The sequence below is a fragment of the Erwinia sp. STN24 genome (assembly GCF_041320675.1).
Taxonomy (GTDB): Bacteria; Pseudomonadota; Gammaproteobacteria; order Enterobacterales; family Enterobacteriaceae; genus Erwinia; species Erwinia aeris.
Window position 1 is genome coordinate 766,522 of sequence record NZ_JBGGPM010000001.1, and the last position, 16,814, is coordinate 783,335.

Annotated in this window: 13 protein-coding genes; 10 read left to right on the forward strand and 3 right to left on the reverse strand. The window is 56.0% G+C overall.

Features of this window, described 5'->3' with window-relative positions; genetic code table 11:
* Positions 1-91: 91 nt before the first annotated feature.
* Positions 92-1,483, forward strand: a complete 1,392-nt coding sequence (locus ACA373_RS03660; RefSeq protein WP_301729576.1) for an NAD-dependent succinate-semialdehyde dehydrogenase — start codon at positions 92-94, stop codon at positions 1,481-1,483.
* Between the two features lie 101 nt (positions 1,484-1,584).
* On the opposite strand, the gene ACA373_RS03665 is transcribed toward ACA373_RS03660, so the two are convergent.
* The gene (locus tag ACA373_RS03665) at positions 1,585-3,354 is read right to left on the reverse strand and encodes a sensor domain-containing phosphodiesterase (RefSeq protein WP_253454271.1); all 1,770 of its coding nucleotides are present in this window, start codon (positions 3,352-3,354) and stop codon (positions 1,585-1,587) included.
* A 110-nt stretch (positions 3,355-3,464) separates the two neighbouring features.
* On the opposite strand from ACA373_RS03665, the gene ACA373_RS03670 reads away from it, so the two are divergent.
* From ACA373_RS03670 to ACA373_RS03700, 7 genes are all read left to right on the forward strand, one after another.
* Positions 3,465-3,893 (forward strand): thiol-disulfide oxidoreductase DCC family protein, encoded by a 429-nt coding sequence (locus ACA373_RS03670; RefSeq protein ID WP_253454270.1) that lies wholly within the window; start codon positions 3,465-3,467, stop codon positions 3,891-3,893.
* Positions 3,894-3,965: 72 nt separating this feature from the next.
* Positions 3,966-4,679 (forward strand): GNAT family N-acetyltransferase, encoded by a 714-nt coding sequence (locus ACA373_RS03675; protein WP_301729575.1) that lies wholly within the window; start codon positions 3,966-3,968, stop codon positions 4,677-4,679.
* A gap of 117 nt (positions 4,680-4,796) precedes the next feature.
* Positions 4,797-5,222, forward strand: a complete 426-nt coding sequence (locus ACA373_RS03680) for a DUF2231 domain-containing protein (RefSeq protein WP_253454268.1) — start codon at positions 4,797-4,799, stop codon at positions 5,220-5,222.
* 9 nt (positions 5,223-5,231) lie between these two features.
* Positions 5,232-6,548 (forward strand): sorbosone dehydrogenase family protein, encoded by a 1,317-nt coding sequence (locus tag ACA373_RS03685; RefSeq protein WP_301250874.1) that lies wholly within the window; start codon positions 5,232-5,234, stop codon positions 6,546-6,548.
* A 257-nt stretch (positions 6,549-6,805) separates the two neighbouring features.
* Entirely contained in the window at positions 6,806-7,588 is a 783-nt protein-coding gene (locus tag ACA373_RS03690; RefSeq protein ID WP_253460984.1) for a siderophore-interacting protein, read from the forward strand.
* A 64-nt stretch (positions 7,589-7,652) separates the two neighbouring features.
* Positions 7,653-8,183, forward strand: coding sequence for a PadR family transcriptional regulator (locus tag ACA373_RS03695; RefSeq protein WP_301250873.1), 531 nt, complete (start codon positions 7,653-7,655; stop codon positions 8,181-8,183).
* A gap of 105 nt (positions 8,184-8,288) precedes the next feature.
* Positions 8,289-9,938: a methyl-accepting chemotaxis protein gene (locus tag ACA373_RS03700; protein WP_253454265.1), complete on the forward strand. Its 1,650-nt coding sequence runs from the start codon at positions 8,289-8,291 to the stop codon at positions 9,936-9,938.
* A 60-nt stretch (positions 9,939-9,998) separates the two neighbouring features.
* Here ACA373_RS03700 and ACA373_RS03705 read toward each other — a convergent pair whose 3' ends face one another.
* The gene (locus ACA373_RS03705; protein WP_253454264.1) at positions 9,999-10,895 is read right to left on the reverse strand and encodes a LysR family transcriptional regulator; all 897 of its coding nucleotides are present in this window, start codon (positions 10,893-10,895) and stop codon (positions 9,999-10,001) included.
* Between the two features lie 998 nt (positions 10,896-11,893).
* Between ACA373_RS03705 and ACA373_RS03710 the strand changes: the two genes are divergently transcribed.
* Both ACA373_RS03710 and ACA373_RS03715 read left to right on the forward strand, forming a co-directional pair.
* Entirely contained in the window at positions 11,894-13,045 is a 1,152-nt protein-coding gene (locus ACA373_RS03710; RefSeq protein ID WP_301729574.1) for a glycosyltransferase family 4 protein, read from the forward strand.
* 506 nt (positions 13,046-13,551) lie between these two features.
* A complete protein-coding gene (locus tag ACA373_RS03715; RefSeq protein ID WP_301250871.1) occupies positions 13,552-15,924 on the forward strand; it encodes a membrane-bound PQQ-dependent dehydrogenase, glucose/quinate/shikimate family in 2,373 nt (790 codons plus the stop codon).
* Between the two features lie 110 nt (positions 15,925-16,034).
* Here the strand turns inward: ACA373_RS03715 and ACA373_RS03720 are convergent, their stop codons facing one another.
* Positions 16,035-16,745 (reverse strand): hypothetical protein, encoded by a 711-nt coding sequence (locus tag ACA373_RS03720; RefSeq protein ID WP_370734028.1) that lies wholly within the window; start codon positions 16,743-16,745, stop codon positions 16,035-16,037.
* Positions 16,746-16,814 lie beyond the last annotated feature (69 nt).

Genomic DNA, 16,814 nt, shown 5'->3' on the forward strand with positions numbered 1-16,814 from the left:
TTTTCATTATTATTCATTTTTCAGGAAGGATGCGCAAGGCTAAGATAGCGTCACTATCACCAACCGGCCTGAGAGGCCGACGGAGGATCTTATGACGACTTCATCAGCAGTTCAGGCGGGCGCCGTATCCCGTAACCCTTTTACCGGCGACATCATTCGCCAGACGCCTTTCGCTACCGCCGCCGAGGTGGAAACCGCGCTGGCGCAGGCCCACGGCGCGTTTCAGCACTGGCGTCACAGCGAGGTGGCGGAACGCAGCCAGCTGTTGCTGAACATGGCGGCCAGCCTGCGTAAACATGCTCGCGCGCTGGCGGAAATGATGACCGACGAAATGGGCAAGCCGATTACCCAGAGCCTGGCCGAAGTGGAAAAATGCGCGCGCCTGTGTGAATGGTATGCGGAACAGGGGCCAACAATCCTGGCGCCGGAAGCCACGCTGGTTGAAAACGAAAAAGCGCACGTCAACTATCTGCCGATTGGCCCGATCCTGGCCGTGATGCCGTGGAACTTCCCGGTATGGCAGGTGCTGCGCGGCGCGGTGCCGATTATTATGGCGGGCAACAGCTATCTGCTGAAACCGGCCCCGAGCATTATGGGCAGCGCGCTGCTGCTGCAATCCGTGCTGGCGGAAGCGGGTGTGCAGCAGGGACTGTTTAGCGTCCTGAATGCCGATAACGATGCCGTCGCTACTATTATCAAAGACTCACGCATCGCGGCCGTGACCCTGACCGGCAGCGTGCGCGCAGGCGCGGCTATTGCGGCGCTGGCGGGCGCGGCGGTGAAGAAAAGCGTGCTGGAGCTGGGCGGTTCCGATGCCTTTATCGTGCTGGCCGACGCCGATATCGATGCGGCGGTGAAAGGCGCGGTGGCGGGTCGCTTTATGAACGGCGGCCAGGTCTGTATGGCTGCTAAGCGGATTATCGTGGAGGAGGCCGTTTTTGCCGAGTTCCGCGACAAATTCGTGGCGGCGGTAAAAGAGCTGGTGGTGGGCGATCCGCGTGACGAGGCGACCTATATCGGCCCGATGGCCCGTTTCGATCTGCGCGACGAGCTGGATTCTCAGGTTCAGGCTACCATCGCCGAAGGCGCGGAGTGCCTGCTGGGTGGCCACGTGATGCAGGGCAAGGCGAACTTCTATGCGCCTACCGTACTGAGCAACGTCAAACCCGGCATGACCAGCTTTAAGCAGGAGCTGTTTGGCCCGGTTGCTTCGCTGATTGTGGCGAAGGACGCGGACGACGCGATTGCGCTGGCTAACGACTCCGAGTTCGGCCTGGGCGGCAGCCTGTGGAGCCGCGACGTCGCAAAAGCCCGCAAGCTTGCCGCGAAGGTGGAAACCGGCGGCATGTTTATCAATACGCCGAGCTTCTCCGACCCGCGCGTGCCGATTGGCGGCGTTAAGCACAGCGGCTACGGTCGCGAGCTGTCCCACTTTGGTATTCGGGAATTTACCAACGCGCAGACCGTCTGGGCAGAATCCTGATTGGATCCTTTGAGCAGGATGCTGAGCTGACCGTCTGCGCAGGCTCCTGATTTGACCCTTTGGGCTGCATCCTGAGCCGATCGTCTGCGCAGGCGCCTGATCTAAGGCGTTTTCCCGCTCTTAAGCCATTGCTCAACCCCTTCCGCCGGAAGGGGTTTACTGCAAAAGTAGCCCTGAATTTCATCACAGCCGAATCCGCGCAGCATCAGCAGCGTTTCCTCATCCTCCACGCCCTCCGCCAGCACAATATAGTTCAGCTCCTTAAGCATGGTTATCACGTGGCGCGCCACGATCTGGCTGCCGCCGTCGGCAGCAAGCGGCGCGATCAGCGAGCGATCCAGCTTGATGACGTCCATTGGAATGCGCTTCAGATAGTTAATATTGCTGTAGCCGCTGCCGAAATCGTCCAGTGCCAGCGTGAAGCCGCGCAGCTTGAGCTGATTCAGGCCGCGCATCGCATCCGGGCTTTCCAGCAGCTTTTCCGTTTCCAGGCACTCGATACTCAGCAAATCGCTGGAGAGGCCCGCCCGCAGCAGCATCCTTTCCAGCCAGTCGGCAAAGCCTTCACGGGCCAGATCGCTGACGCTGACGTTGACCGACACGGGCAGGTTAATGCCTTTTGCCCGCCAGAGCTTAAGCTGCGCCAGCACGCTGACGATCACCCAGTCGGTGACGCCAGCCATCAGGTTGGTTTGCTCCGCCAGCGGCAGAAACTGTAACGGCGGCAGGTTGCCGAGGCGGGGATGCTGCCAGCGCAGCAGCGCCTCCATGCCTACCGGCAGGCCGCTGTGCAACGAGATCTGCGGCTGATAAACCAGATAAAGCCCGCCTTCGCTGCGCAGCGCTTCCGCCAGATCGTGCAGCAGCAGAAAATCCAGCTTGCGGCGGTTATCGCTCTCCAGATCGAAAGCGGCGTAGGGCAGGCCCTGGCCGATAGCCTCATGCAGCGCGCTGACGCCGCGCCGCAGCGCTTCAACCGGCGGGCAGAGCGCAGGCGCAAAAGAGACTTCGCCCAGGTGAAGAGTCAGATCGATAGCAATCTCTTCGCCTATACGCGCGCGTACCTGACCCAGCTTTTCGCTCAGCTGTTTTGGCCAGCCGGACGTTTTACCGGCGGAAAGCAGCGCAAACCGGCCTTTCGACACGGTATAAAGCCGGTCATCGTCTCTGAGCTGCAGGCGCGTACGCAGCAGGGCGGCGATGTTTTGCAGCAGAGCTTCCAGCGCATACATCCCCAGCGCGCGGGCGATGTCGTAGGCGCGTGCCATATCAATGCAGTCAATCAGTACCAGGCTGTAGGGCTGAATAATGCCGCCATCCTCCAGCTGCTCCAAATCACGCAGCAGGCTCTGACGATTGGGCAAAAGAGTGACAACGTCACGCAGGCTGGTGTGATACCAGGCGTCCAGCCAGGCGGTCATGATCTCCGCCAGCAGCTCCAGCAGCTTCACCTGTTCCTCAGTGAAAATATGCGGCAGCACGTCCGTAACACACAGGGTGCCGACAATGGCGCCGTCGCGCATTTTCAGCGGCGCGCCCGCGTAAAAACGGATATAGGGCGAGTCTTTAATCAGCGGGTGCGCCTTAAACCGTTCGTCCAGATGGGTGTCGGGACAGACCATGACCTCGCCGCTGGCGAGCGTGTGCCGACAGAGCGCGTCTTCCAGCGAGCTTTGCTGTAGCGAGAAATTCCGCGCCGCCTTAATGTATTGCTGGTGCTCGTTCATAATCGACACGAAGCTACCGGGAATATTCAGCAGCTCGCTGGTGAGCCGGGTGAACTTGCTGAGAATTTCATCCCGTCCCGCGTCGTCTGCTGTCAGCATCTCTAACGCCAGCTGGTAGCGGGTTTCGCCTTGAGGAGTCGGCATTCTGGTGTTCCTGAAACGATTCAAAATGGATGTATGCCGCTTTTCAGGCCAGGCTTAAGGTCTGGTCGCATACAAGCGGCTTTTTATTTTTATCTGACTTTGGTGATGCTATGTCCGATACTGCTGAAACTCTGCCGTCGCAGGAGCGCATTGTGCTCTATGACGGCGTGTGCAAACTCTGTAACGGCTGGGTCAATTTTCTGCTGCGCTATGACAGGCGCCGCACCGTACGCCTGGCCGCGGTTCAGACTGAAAAAGGCAAATCCCTGCTGAAAGCCGCCGGTATGTCGCCTGACGAAATCAATACCATTGTGCTGCTTGAACGGGGGCAGGTTTATCTGCGCGCCGACGCTATTTTCCGCGTTATGCTTGGGCTGCCGTGGCCGTGGCGAGCGCTTTCGGTACTGCGCTTCTGTCCAAAGTTCATCAGCGACCGCTGCTACAATCTGATCGCACAAAACCGTTATCGGCTGTTTGGCCGATTTAATGAGCGACAAAAACCGCCGGCGGACTATCCGGGCCGGTTTATCGACAGGTAACAAACGCTACTGGCTTTCGTTGTGCGGCAGGTTATGCTGGAAAATCAACGTATTTATTGCCTGAGGTGAAAATTGTCCGTGCGATTAAATGAATTTCAACAGCCGGTTGGTGAACCGCTTCCCGAATGGACGCCGCGCCCTTTGCCTGAACGCATGGCGCTAGCGGGGCGCTTCTGCGTGCTGGAGCCGCTGGAAAGCGCCCGTCACTATGAGGATCTGCTGGCCGCGTGGCGCAGCGCCGAAGACGATCGGGACTGGACTTATTTGCCTGCCGGCCCTTTTAACGCGGAGGAGCTTCGTGACTATCTTGCCCGGGCCGAAGCCAGCCGCGATCCGCTGCATTTCGCCGTGATCGATCGACAAAGCGGCCGCGCGGTCGGCACGCTGGCGCTGATGAGAATTGAGCCAGCGCACGGCGTGATGGAGGTGGGGTACGTGACCTTTTCGCCCGCGCTGAAGCGCACGCCGCTCTCTACCGAAAGCCATTTTCTGTTGATGCGTTACGCCTTCGATCGGCTGGGCTATCGTCGATACGAATGGAAGTGCGACAGCCTCAACGCGCCTTCGCGGCGGGCAGCGGAGCGCCTCGGCTTTCGCTATGAAGGGCTGTTCCGTCAGGCCATCGTCTATAAGGGTCGCAGCCGCGATACCGCCTGGTTTTCCATTATTGATAAAGAATGGCCCGCGCTGCGCGAAGCCTTTGAGCGTTGGCTGGACGTCAGCAATTTTGACGCGGCAGGCGTGCAGCGGCATTCGCTGGCCGATTTACGCCAGCAGCGGGCATAATCCTAATTTTCTTCATATTATTAAACAAGAAGTCATTAACTTTACTAACCTTTTACAGTCTGCGCTGCCGCATTGCTTTCGGGCCGCGCGCATTTTCCCTGTTTAAGGAGCCGGTAAATGACTTCCCAGGTAACATCCCGCCATTCGACTTTTGCGGTGGCCGTCTATTCGCTGTTTCATCCTGTCCCGCTCGGCTTTTTTGTGGCGGGCTGGATCTTCGACATTATTTATCTCTACAGTACCGAAATCTTCTGGACGCAGGCGGCGAGCTGGCTGATCGCTATCGGGTTGATAATCGCGATTATTCCTCGCCTGATTAACCTTGTGCAGGTTTGGGTGGGCGTCTCTTATCCGCAGGGATCGGCGATAAAAGTGCATTTTTGGGCTTATCTTCTGGCTATTATCCTGGAAATCTTTAACGCCTTTATACACAGCCGCGACGCGTGGGCCGTGGTGCCTGCCGGCGTTATTCTCTCCACCCTGGCGGTGGTTCTGATGCTGTTCGCCAACGTGCAGCTCGCCGTGCGCGATCGCACCGCTTAAGGAGGAGTTATGAAAACGTCAACCACACTCTCACTGCTGGCCGTATCGGTTTCGCTGCTGCTCGCCGGCTGTGACGACGGCGCTAAAATCGATCCTGCAAAGCAAACCGGTGCAAATCCGGAGCTGCCGGCGGCAAAAAACTTCCTTGTCCCACCCATGAAGGTTCCGAACGGTACGCCATGGAAAGAGGGTGAAAAGCCCAAAGTCGCGGATGGCCTGAAGATAGAGAAAGTTGCGGACGGTTTTCAGCATCCGCGCCAGCTCTACACGTTGCCAAACGGCGATATCCTGGTGGTGGAAGGCAGCGCTCCGGCAGCGCCGACCAGCCAGCCGAAGCAGCTGGTGACCGGTCTGGTTCAAAAGGCCTCCGGCAAGGGCGGCGCCGGCGGCAATCGCATTACGCTGCTGCGCAGCAGCGACGGCAAAAGCTGGCAAAAATATCCTTTCCTGGAAAACCTGCGTTCGCCGTTTGGCGTGCAGCTGATCGGCGACACGCTGTATGTGGCGAATGCCGACTCGCTGATGAAATATCGGTATGAGAGCGGCGCGACGAAGATTACCGATCCCGGCACCGAGCTGACCGAGCTGCCGGGCGGGCCTATTAACCATCACTGGACCAAGTCGCTGCTGGCCAGCCCGGACGGCAGCAAACTCTATGTTGGCGTCGGCTCCAACAGTAATATCACTGAAAACGGCATCGGCGCGGAGTATCGTCGGGCCGACATCCTGGAAGTCGATGCGGCTAGCGGCGCCAGCCGGATCTACGCCAGCGGGCTGCGCAACCCCACCGGGATGCAGTGGGAGCCGCAAACCGGCAAGCTGTGGGCCATCGTTAACGAGCGCGATGAAATCGGTGCCGATCTGGTGCCGGACTACCTGACTTCGGTACAGGAAGGTGGCTTTTACGGCTGGCCTTACAGCTATTTCGGCCAGCACGTGGACGAACGCGTGCAGCCGCCGCGCCCGGATCTGGTGAAAAAAGCGATTAAGCCTGACTATGCGCTCAGCTCGCACGTGGCGCCGCTGGGACTGTGGTTCTATACCGGCACCAACCTGCCGGAGAAATACCGTGGCGGCGCTTTTGTCAGCGAGCACGGCAGCTGGAACCGCAAGCCGCTGAACGGCTATCAGGTGGTGTGGGTCGCCTTCCGCAACGGTATGCCGCAGGGTCAGCCAGAGCCGGTGGTCACCGGCTTCCTCACTGACGATCAAAAATCGGTTCGCGGCCTGCCGGTAGGCCTGACCATGGATAAACAGGGCGGCCTGATGATTGCCGACGATGCCGGAAACGTGGTCTGGCGCGTCACCGGCGCGACTGCGCCTTAACTTTATTATCAACCTCTGCCGCCGTGGCGGCGCTGTAAAAACGGCGGCGCGTCCTTTTAAATTTGTCATCACTATCAAGCCGCCCGGCATTCTGCCCGGCGGCTTTTTTTGCGCGGTTTTCCAGGGACTATTTGTGCGGGTGGTCAGACGCTGAGCAAATCTCCGCTTGCGGTTAAGATATATCATAGATATATTTTCCTCCGCTATTGAGAATAATTACGGTTTACTATTACGGGCCAGCCCCCGTCAGGAGAATTATTTTGACCGAAAAAACAGGTCGCGCTCCCCGTCGCGTAAGAAATGAACTGCGTTTTCGTCCGGTAGAAGTGATTGCGAAAACTTTCGTCGCCAACAGCTTTTACCGCATTGAGTTCGGCGGCGAAGCGCTGGCCGGTTTTAATTCGGCGGGCTTCGACGATCACGTTAAGGTCTTTTTCCCGGATCCCGCCACCGGCGAGCTTTATCTGCCCCAGGTCACGGAAGAGGGCATCGTCTGGAAAGACGGCATTCGTCCGCTGGCGCGCGACTACACGCCGCTGTACTTTAACGCGCAGAAAAACAGGCTGACGCTGGATTTTTATCTGCACGAGTCGGGCGTAGCCAGCGACTGGGCCGTTACGGCGCACCCTGGCGACAGGCTGGCCATCGGCGGCCCGCGCGGCTCGCTGATCGTGCCGGAGGATTACGCTTTCCAGCTTTACGTCTGCGATGAAACAGGGCTGCCCGCGTTCAAACGACGGCTGACCTCGCTTGGCGACAGGCCGGTAAGGCTTTATGCCTTTGTCGACGCAGCGCAGGGCAAAGCCTATCTTGGCGATCCGCCAAACGTGGAAATCGTCTGGCTGGGTAGCGGCAAAATGCAGGCTGGCGTCGGATCGCTTATCGCCGACCTGGATAAGGTTGCCTTACCGACGGACGACTACTTTATCTGGCTGACGGGCGAAGGCGCGGCGGTGAAGCAGCTCAGCGACTACTTTATCGGCAAGCGCGAGCGCGACGCCGATTTCGTCCGTGCAGTGGCTTACTGGCACGATAAGTAGGGTTGTTGTATTTTTCAGGGGGCTAACTTACTATCAATCCCCTTCAAACAGGCTCGGGCAGGCGATGAAATCACAGCGCAGTTCTCAATATGACTTATCCGGCGGCCCGGCCAGCGCCGCACGGAGAAAACGGCGTGAAAAGATGCTGGACGCCAGCGACGTTCGCCTGCTGCTTCTGCACTTTATCGCACAGGGCGCCGCACACGGCTATGAGCTAATCAAGACGATTGAAGAGCTATCCAAAGGCGAATACAGCCCCAGCCCCGGCATTATTTATCCCAACCTGACGCTGCTGGAGGAAATGGAATGCATTGAATCCCGCGATCCGCAGGCGGCGCGCAAGGCCTATAGCCTGACCCGGGAAGGAGAGCGCCAGCTGGCAGAAGGGCAGGAAACGCTGCATGATATCATTAACCGACTCAGCTCGATGGCGATCCTCGTCAATAACCGCAGCATTCCGGAAGTGGAGCGGGCCATCAACAATATGCGTATGGCGCTGAATATGCGCCTTTCCCAGTCGGCGTTGCCGCAGCAGACGCTGCACGACATCATTGATGCGCTGGATGAAGCCGCGCGTAAAATCGAGCGCAGCTGATACAGGGCCGTTTGGCTATCAACATAAATAATCACGTTTTTTTTCTAATGTTACCGGTAACTTTGCCGATATAAGTCGCTTCTGAAACAATAATCAGGTGTGGCTATGTCCGTTTTTTCCCGAATCAAAACCTCCTCGTTCTTGCTCAGCACGATCATTGCCTTCGGCACCCTACAGCTTGTCGCTGGCATCCTCTTCCTCAGCGCGCTGGATCACAATAAAGAGAGCTTCGAAACCGCCTCGACGGCCAGCGATCAGGTGACCGCGCTGACCAATGCCTGGTATGAACTTAACGCGGCGCGTGCGGACGTTAACCGCGTGGTGATCTGGCTGCAAAAAGAGGGGCCGACCAGCAGCGTAGTGGGCGGTATGGTCGCGCACGGCAAAGCGCAGCTGGCGCTGGCCGATCGCGATTTTAAAAACTACCAGAACGGGCCGGTTATTCCCGGACTCGATGCCACGCTTAACAGCAGGCTGGCGCAAAGCTACCAGGCGTACGCCGGACAGCTTAATCAGCTGATGGAAATCGCTTCACGCCGCGATTTAACCGGCCTGTTCAGCATTAACGTTGCGGGCAACCAGAAGATTATGCAGGGCGATTACGATCGCTGGCGCGCCGCCGTTGGCCAGCTGTCGAAGACCACCTCCGCTGAAAGCAAGCAGGTATTCACGCAGATGCTGTGGCTGATGGGCGCTATTTTGCTGGTGGTGCTGAGCGCTGTGATCGTGAGCTGGTCGGTGATCAAACGCGTGCTGATCCAGCCGCTGGCGCGCGCGCTGGGGCATATCAACGCTATTGAACAGGGCGATCTGACGGAGCAGATAGCGGTCGATCCGCGCGCCCGTAACGAGATGGGCCATCTGCTTTCCGGCCTGGCGGTAATGCAACAGTCGCTGGTGAAAACCGTGGGTAACGTGCGCAACGGCGCGGATACGATTTTAACCGGCGTCAGCGAAATTGCGGCGGGCAACAACGATCTCTCATCCCGTACGGAAGAGCAGGCAGCCTCGCTGGAGCAAACCGCCGCCAGCATGGAACAGATCACCGCCACGGTGAAGCAGAACGCGGACAATTCGCATCAGGCGGCGAAGCTGGCGCTTTCTGCCGCGCAAACGGCGGAGAAGGGCGGCGCTATCGTGGACGGTGTGATAAAAAGCATCTTTGGGCTACAGGAAAGCTCTAAAAAAATCGCGGAAATCACCGGCGTAATTGAAAGCATCGCTTTCCAGACCAATATTCTGGCGCTGAACGCGGCGGTAGAAGCCGCCCGCGCTGGCGAAAACGGCCGTGGCTTTGCGGTGGTGGCGGGAGAAGTGCGCAACCTGGCGCAGCGCAGCGCCGTAGCGGCGAAAGATATCAACGCGCTGATCGCTGAATCCTCGGCCCGCGTTGACAACGGTTCCCGGCTGGCCGGACAGGCGGAAGAGTCAATGAGCGGTATCCTTAGCTCGGTACAGCAGGTACGCGATATCATGGATGAAATTTCCTCCGCCTCTGAGGAGCAGAGCCGCGGCATCAGTCAGGTCGGCATCGCGGTGTCGGAACTCGATCAGGTGACGCAGCAGAACGCCGCGCTGGTAGAGCAATCTTCTTCAGCCGCCGCCTCGCTGGAAGAGCAGGCCGCTCGCCTGAACGAAGCGGTAGCCGTGTTTCGCCTGGCCGGCAGGAAAGAGGTAGCCCGTCGTTCTGGCGTGACAGCGCTGAAATCGCCGGTGCTGGCGACCGCCTCAACGGATAACTGGGAAGCCTTCTGACCGGCGTTTAAACGTTATTAATCAAAGGCCCGATCTGTCTTCGGGCCTTTGCGTTTGCCGTCAGATCTCGCTGTAGCGAACCGCCTCAACAAACTTCGCAAAGGCGGAGGTATGCTGGCGGCGGCTGGGGTAGTACAGGTAATAGCCCGGAAAAGGCGCGCACCACTCTTCCAGCACCTTTTCCAGCTGGCCTGCCTTAACCGCTTCCTCAACGGTATCCTCAGGCACCATCGCCAGGCCAATCCCTGCCACGGCAGCTTTAATTCGGGTTTGCAGATTATTCAGCGTCAGCTGGCCGTCCACCTTCACGCGGATTTCGCGCTGCGCTTTGGCAAACTCCCAGGCATAGATGCTGCCCATGGTCGGCAGGCGCATATTGATGCAGTTGTGCTGCTGCAGATCCTGTGGCGTAGCGGGCCTGCCGTAGCGAGCGAAATAAGCGGGCGAGCCCACTACAACCATCCGCCAGTCCGGCCCGATCCTGACGGCAATCATATCCTTTGCAACCTGTTCGCCCAGCCGTACGCCCGCGTCAAAACGGCCGCTGACGATATCCGTCAGGGAATTATCGGACATAATTTCGATATTCACTTCCGGCCACGCCTGTAAAAACTGTTCTACTGCGGGCCACAGGGCGAAGGTAAGGGCGTGCTCGCCCACGTTAAGGCGAATATTGCCTGAGGGCCTGTCGCGCAGTTCATGCAGGGCAGCCAGCTCGTTTTCAATCTCTTCAAGGTGCGGGCCAATGGTTTTTATCAGGCGTTCGCCCGCTTCGGTAGGGGCGACGCTGCGCGTGGTTCGGGTTAACAGACGCAGCTGCAGCCGCTCCTCCAGCCCGCGTATGGCATGGCTTAAAGCGGACTGGGAAACGCCCAGCCTGGCCGCCGCGCGGGTAAAGCTTCTCTCGCGAGCGATCACCATCAGCGAGATAAGGTCGTTAAAATTTTCTTTCAGCATGGCTATCTCAGAGGTGAACAAGGCAGGGAACCAAGTGTAACCTGGCTGGGGCCGGGGTGCGACGGCTTCCTGCCATTCACCTGAGTAATTCTAAATTAAATCAAAGCACTGCAAAAAAGGCAGGCTTATCTTTACGGCAAAAGCGGGCCAGGTTTTTGAATCCGTCGCGCGTGCGGCATTTTCGCTTTATTCTGGTCATTATTGGTACTTTTCAGGCGCTTTTTTCCGCTAATCTGAATGTTGCCCGGCGTTTTTTTAATCAGAAATTTCTTATTCAGTTACCTTGTTTTTTACCTCTCTTTTTGCCCGGGAAATTCGGCGCAATCCAGAAAGTGCTCTCGATGAAAACAGAACTATCTTAATTACAAAATCGCTACAAGCTATCTCAGGTGAGCAAATAAAAGCGGCAGTGGCGCAGATATTAACCGGACATCATTTTTACAAATACTAATACTTTAAATGTAGGGCAGAAGAAAAGTCCTGGTCCGGTTCGGGTCGACCAAATCTTATATAAGCGGCTGTTATATTTTTATTGATCTCACTCAATTTTGTTAACCTTTTGTTTACTTTTTTCTGATTAAGGCTGGCCTCTATTTTACGTGTCGGATAGAGTTGTTGTGTCAGAGAAGGAGGCCGCAATGCGCCAACAGGCCCGTGATGCCTGGCTTCTTACTTTTCAGAAAAAAATATGAGACGGTAAATGTAATATTTTATTTCATCTGGTGTCTTTATGTGTATATTGTTGCAGCCAGTATTAACCGGGGTGCTTCGCCAGATTGACGACAAATTTTAACTAAATATTAACTATTGCCTGCGTAAGCATCACCGCTTTTAGCAGCAACTATTTTGCCAGTTTTGATATTAAGAATATGCCTGTATTTACTTGCGACGGCCGATGTGATGGAGTACCGGGGCGTCATGGAATGAATACCAGGGCAAATTTGAATTCTAATAACATTACTCAGTGCGGTTAGCATTATTTTCTATGAGGTGGCGGTATGAGAGTCGGCGTATCTAACGATAACTACCCGGAGAAACGGACGATAATTGTTGATGCTGACGTGGAATATGTGAACTTCAAAAACAAGAATATTTATTCTTATATAAATCTTCTGAACATGAAGTTTCTTAAAAAAGACAAAATTTTCCTGTTTCGGCCGCTGGTCGGTTCGCAGAAAAAAAACATTGATGTCTTTCACGTTTTCAACGAGATAGCAATAACCGACCGTAAATGGGTGGCGACGTTTGAAACCGAGCTGCCACGCATCCTGCCGCCTAAAAACGGCAGCAAAGAGGACAATCGCGCAAAGCTGCAACGGCTCTCTTCAGCGCTGACAGCCAATAATTGTTTAGCGCTGATCGCGCTTTCCGGCGCGGCCTATAAGATGGAAATGAAGCTGTTCAACGACAGCCCGGAGCTGTCGCGCGTGCTGCGCGACAAGATGGTGGTTATGCATCCGCCGCAAAAGCTCTATATGACCGAGCGACCGGCGCGTAATGCCGCCGACCCGGTTCATTTTGTTTTTATTGGCAAAGACTTTTATCGCAAAGGCGGCGGCGAAATCGTGCAGGCCTTCGGCGAACTGCTGGCCACCAACGCTATCCAGCCGGAACAAATCAAAGTTACGCTGATAGGCGATCTTGAGAAAACGAACAACTACGCGTTCGGCCCTTATCAGGACGATCCGGCGTTTGCCCGTGAGACGGAAGCGACCATTGCCCGCTACGATCTTTTCGAGCATCACAGCGCCATGCCGAATGATAAAGTGATGCAGCTGTTGCAAAAAGCGGATGTCGGCCTGCTGCCAACCTGGGCTGAAACCTATGGGTTTTCCGTGCTGGAGATGCAGTCCTGCGGCTGTCCGGTGATCACCACTAACGTGCGTGCGCTGCCGGAAATCAATCCGCAAGAGGCGGGCTGGTTGATTAGTCATCCGCTGAACGACGATTGCGACTATGCCATTACTTCTCGGCAAGACCGCGATGCCCTGCGTCGTAAAACGGTCGACCGCATGAAAAACATTATTGAGGATATTATTCGCCATCCTGAACAGATCCACGATAAAGCCAATGCGGCTATCGCCAGGATCCAGTCTGAGCATAACGTAGAAGCGTATCAGGCCAGGCTGAAGAAGCTTTACAGCAAATAACCTCACCACGCTTAAACAACGCCGGGAGCATGCTCAGTCTCCCGGTCTGTACAACGCCGCCTTATCCCTTTTCAGCATGCGCAATAAACAAACGCTGACGATTTCCGCGCTTTAAATGCCTGCTTTATGCACTCAGTAATGCGTATCCGGAATGCCTGCTTTATGCACTCAGCAACGCATACCTGAATTGCCTGCTTTATGCACTCAGCAACGCATACCTGAATTGCCTGCTTTATGCACTCAATGATGCGTATCTGAAATGCCTGCTTTATGCACTGAGTAATGCGTACCCGGAATGCCCGCTTTATGCACTCAACAACGCATAACTGAACTACCCGCTTTATGCAGACAGCAATGCGTACGCGACATAATCCTTCCGCTCCTGAATTATCACCTAAAATACATTAATTAAATGGTATTTTCTTTTTGACTGAATTTGGTTAATTTTACGTTGCGTAATTGTAATTTGAAATCAACTATCCCTGTGGTTAATTCGAGAGACGAAAATGATAAAGCTAACGAGTATTGTTATAGCAATCGTCGGTATTGCTATGCTTTACATGGGTGGGAAATTGCTGCTGTTGGGCGGGTCGCCATTCTATGTGGTGATAGCGATTGGCCTGTTGCTGACGGCTATTGCGCTGTTCAAAAATAAAAAAATTGCGCTGTCGATTTATGCAATTTTAATGTGGCTGGTGGTCGCCTGGACCATTTATGAGGTTGGTTTTGATAAGTGGCAGTGGATCCCGCGCGGCGACATTATTGGCCTGCTCGGCGTCTGGCTGGCTTTACCCTGGATTGTACGCCCGCTGTCAAAAGCGCAGGGCGCAGCTAAACCTGCCGGCTTCCATCCTTTTCTCGGCACGACAGTTATCGTTATTATCGCTCTCGTTATCGGTCTGGCTTTCTATGACCCTTATCCGCAGGCAGGCAAGCTGACCAACAAACGCACCCCGGTTGATACCGCCGTGGCGAGCAATGACTGGACGGCCTACGGCGGCACCAGCAACGGCCTGCGCTTCTCCGATCTGAAGCAGATCACTAAGGATAACGTCAGTAATCTGGAAGTGGCCTGGACCTATCACACCGGCGATCTGCGCACCGAAAAGGATGCGACGGAGTACACTTTTGAAGCCACGCCGCTGAAGGTGAACAACACCGTTTATTTCTGTACGCCGCATAATGAAGTTCACGCGCTGAATCCGGAAACCGGCGAGCTGAAGTGGAAATATCAGCCTGCGAAAGATCGTTCTTATCTGCAGCAGCACCAGACCTGTCGCGGCGTCAGCTATTATGCGCCAGAAGCGCAGCCAGCGTCAGCAGCAGAAGCGCCGGCCATGTGCCGCAAGCGCATTTTTAACGCGACGACCGACGCTAAGCTGATCGCGCTGGATGCGGACAGCGGCAAGCCATGCGCTGACTTTGGCGAAAACGGCATCGTTGATTTGCGTGCGAATATGGGCAACATTCGTCCACACGCGCTGATGCAGACCGCTGCACCGCTGGTTGCAGGTAACCTGGTGATCGTTGGTGGCTCGGTGATGGATAACGGCTTTAACAGCGGTAACCCATCCGGCGTTATTCGTGCTTATGACGTCACCAGTGGTCGCCTGGTCTGGAACTTCGATCCGGCTAATCCGCAGCAGACGCAGCCGCTGCCGGCAGGCCAGACCTATCCTCAGGACACGCCGGTTGCGTGGGCTACGCTGAGCGCCGATTTGAAAAATGGCCTGGTGTACGTGCCGTTCGGCAACGCATCGCCAGACGAGCTGGGCAATCGCCGCGACGCTAACAGCAATACAGAGAAGTTCCGCGATACCCTGGTAGCGCTGGATTTAAAAACCGGTGCCTTTAAATGGCGCTTCCAGTCATCCAAAAACGACCTGTGGGATCGTGATAATCCTTCCCAGCCTTCGCTGCTGGATATCGACTATCAGGGCAGCCGTCAGCCAGTGGTGATCCTGCCAACCAAAACCGGCAACCTGTTTGTACTGAACCGGTTGACCGGTCAGGCCGTCTATCCTGTTAATCAGGTAGATGTTTCTACTACAGGCGGCGTGCAGGGCGAGAAGTTTTCGCCGACTCAGCCCGTTTCGGCGCTGAACTTTATCCCGGATCCGCTGAAAGAGAAGTCGATGTGGGGGCTGACGCCGTTCGATCAGATGGCCTGCCGCATCGAATTTAAATCTATGCGCTATGACGGCAACCCGTGGACGCCTTCTACCGAAGCGGGCACCATTGTCTTCCCCGGCAATATCGGCGTATTTAACTGGGGCTCGGTGGCCATCGATCCGGAACGTCAAATTCTGATCGCTTCGCCGGTACGTCTGGCTTACAAGTACAACCTGATCAAGCGTACCCCGGAAACGGAAAACAAACGTCTGTTTACTAAAGACGGCACGCCATACTGGAACGAGAACTTTGAAGGGGATTACGCGATCCATATTCAGCAGTTCGCCTCCAGCCTGGGGATCCCGTGCATTGCTCCGCCTTGGGGCCGTATGGTCGGTGTCGATCTGACTACCGGTAAAACCGAATGGCTGCGCCGCGTGGGCACTACCAAAAATCTGAAAACCACCTTCCTGCCGGGCCGCTTCCCGATTGGCTTCCCGATGGGCATGGTGGCGCACGGCGGGCCGCTGACTACGGCGGGCGATCTGGTGTTCCATGGCGCAACGGCGGATAACTTCTTCCGCGCTTACGACATCAATACGGGCGAGCTGCTGTGGCAAACCGAGCTGCCGGCAGGTGGTCAGGCGACGCCAGCCACCTATATGGGCGCGGATAACAAGCAGTATGTGATTATCGCCGCAGGCGGTCACGGTTCGCTGGGCACCAAAGCAGGGGACAGCGTTGTCGCCTGGCGCCTGAAGCAATAGTGGCGTAATAAAAACACGGACGGCAGGATGCCGTCCGTTATTCATTTGTTCATAACGATGTCGACATCACCGTCACACCAGCAAAAAACCGCAGCTTTACGTCCGCTCCGTCAGACAAAAATCAGCTTTGCAGCAGTCAGGCTCAGGATCGCTACCGTAAACATGCAGGCCGTCAGCCACTTAGTCTGTCCGGTTAGCGCTTTATACATCTCGACCCGCAACAGGTTCAGATCGTTCCTGACCTCAGCCAGCTCTTCACGCGTAGCCAGTCCGAGGATATCGCTTTTAGTGGCAAAGGTCTCCATACGTTCAGCCAGCACCTGCAGATCGCTCTTGGTAGCAAAGGTGTCGGCGCGTTTAGCCAGCACCTGCAGATCGCTTTTGGTGGCGAAGGTGTCGGCGCGTTCAGCCAGCACCTGCAGATCGCTTTTAGTGGCAAAGGTGTCGGCGCGTTCAGCCAGCACCTGCAGATCGCTCTTGGTAGCAAAGGTGTCGGCGCGTTTAGCCAGTACCTGCAGATCGCTTTTGACAGCGTGCATTTCGGCTCGCGTAGCCAGCTCGCGAATATCGCTTTTAGTCGCAAAGGTGTCGGCACGCGCAATCAGCGTCTGTAGGTCGCTTTTAATCGTATTCGTTTCGGCTTGCGAAGCCAGCTCGTGAATATCGCTTTTAGTGGCGAAGGTATCAGCACGCGAGGCCAGCGCGTTAAAATCGTTTTTAGTAACGAAAGTTTCGGCCCGCTCGGTTAATATCGCTAAATTGAGCTTTATCTGATGCGTATCCTGTTCCAGCCGGTCAAAACGGTTAACCTGCCTGCTCATCGGCTCTCCTCCCTGTGATTTTGCCCTTGCGCGCTCGTTTTTCCTTCCCGGACACGAGCGGCGATTTCC

Bases quoted from the DNA above. Each gene is read 5' to 3' on its own strand.
- ACA373_RS03710 (WP_301729574.1), top strand. From the start codon at position 11,894: ATGAGAGTCGGCGTATCTAACGATAACTACCCGGAGAAACGGACGATA.
- ACA373_RS03715 (WP_301250871.1), top strand. From the start codon at position 13,552: ATGATAAAGCTAACGAGTATTGTTATAGCAATCGTCGGTATTGCTATG.
- ACA373_RS03670 (WP_253454270.1), top strand. From the start codon at position 3,465: ATGTCCGATACTGCTGAAACTCTGCCGTCGCAGGAGCGCATTGTGCTC.
- ACA373_RS03685 (WP_301250874.1), top strand. From the start codon at position 5,232: ATGAAAACGTCAACCACACTCTCACTGCTGGCCGTATCGGTTTCGCTG.
- ACA373_RS03695 (WP_301250873.1), top strand. From the start codon at position 7,653: ATGAAATCACAGCGCAGTTCTCAATATGACTTATCCGGCGGCCCGGCC.
- ACA373_RS03700 (WP_253454265.1), top strand. From the start codon at position 8,289: ATGTCCGTTTTTTCCCGAATCAAAACCTCCTCGTTCTTGCTCAGCACG.
- ACA373_RS03665 (WP_253454271.1), bottom strand. From the start codon at position 3,354: ATGCCGACTCCTCAAGGCGAAACCCGCTACCAGCTGGCGTTAGAGATG.
- ACA373_RS03680 (WP_253454268.1), top strand. From the start codon at position 4,797: ATGACTTCCCAGGTAACATCCCGCCATTCGACTTTTGCGGTGGCCGTC.
- ACA373_RS03705 (WP_253454264.1), bottom strand. From the start codon at position 10,895: ATGCTGAAAGAAAATTTTAACGACCTTATCTCGCTGATGGTGATCGCT.
- ACA373_RS03720 (WP_370734028.1), bottom strand. From the start codon at position 16,745: ATGAGCAGGCAGGTTAACCGTTTTGACCGGCTGGAACAGGATACGCAT.
- ACA373_RS03660 (WP_301729576.1), top strand. From the start codon at position 92: ATGACGACTTCATCAGCAGTTCAGGCGGGCGCCGTATCCCGTAACCCT.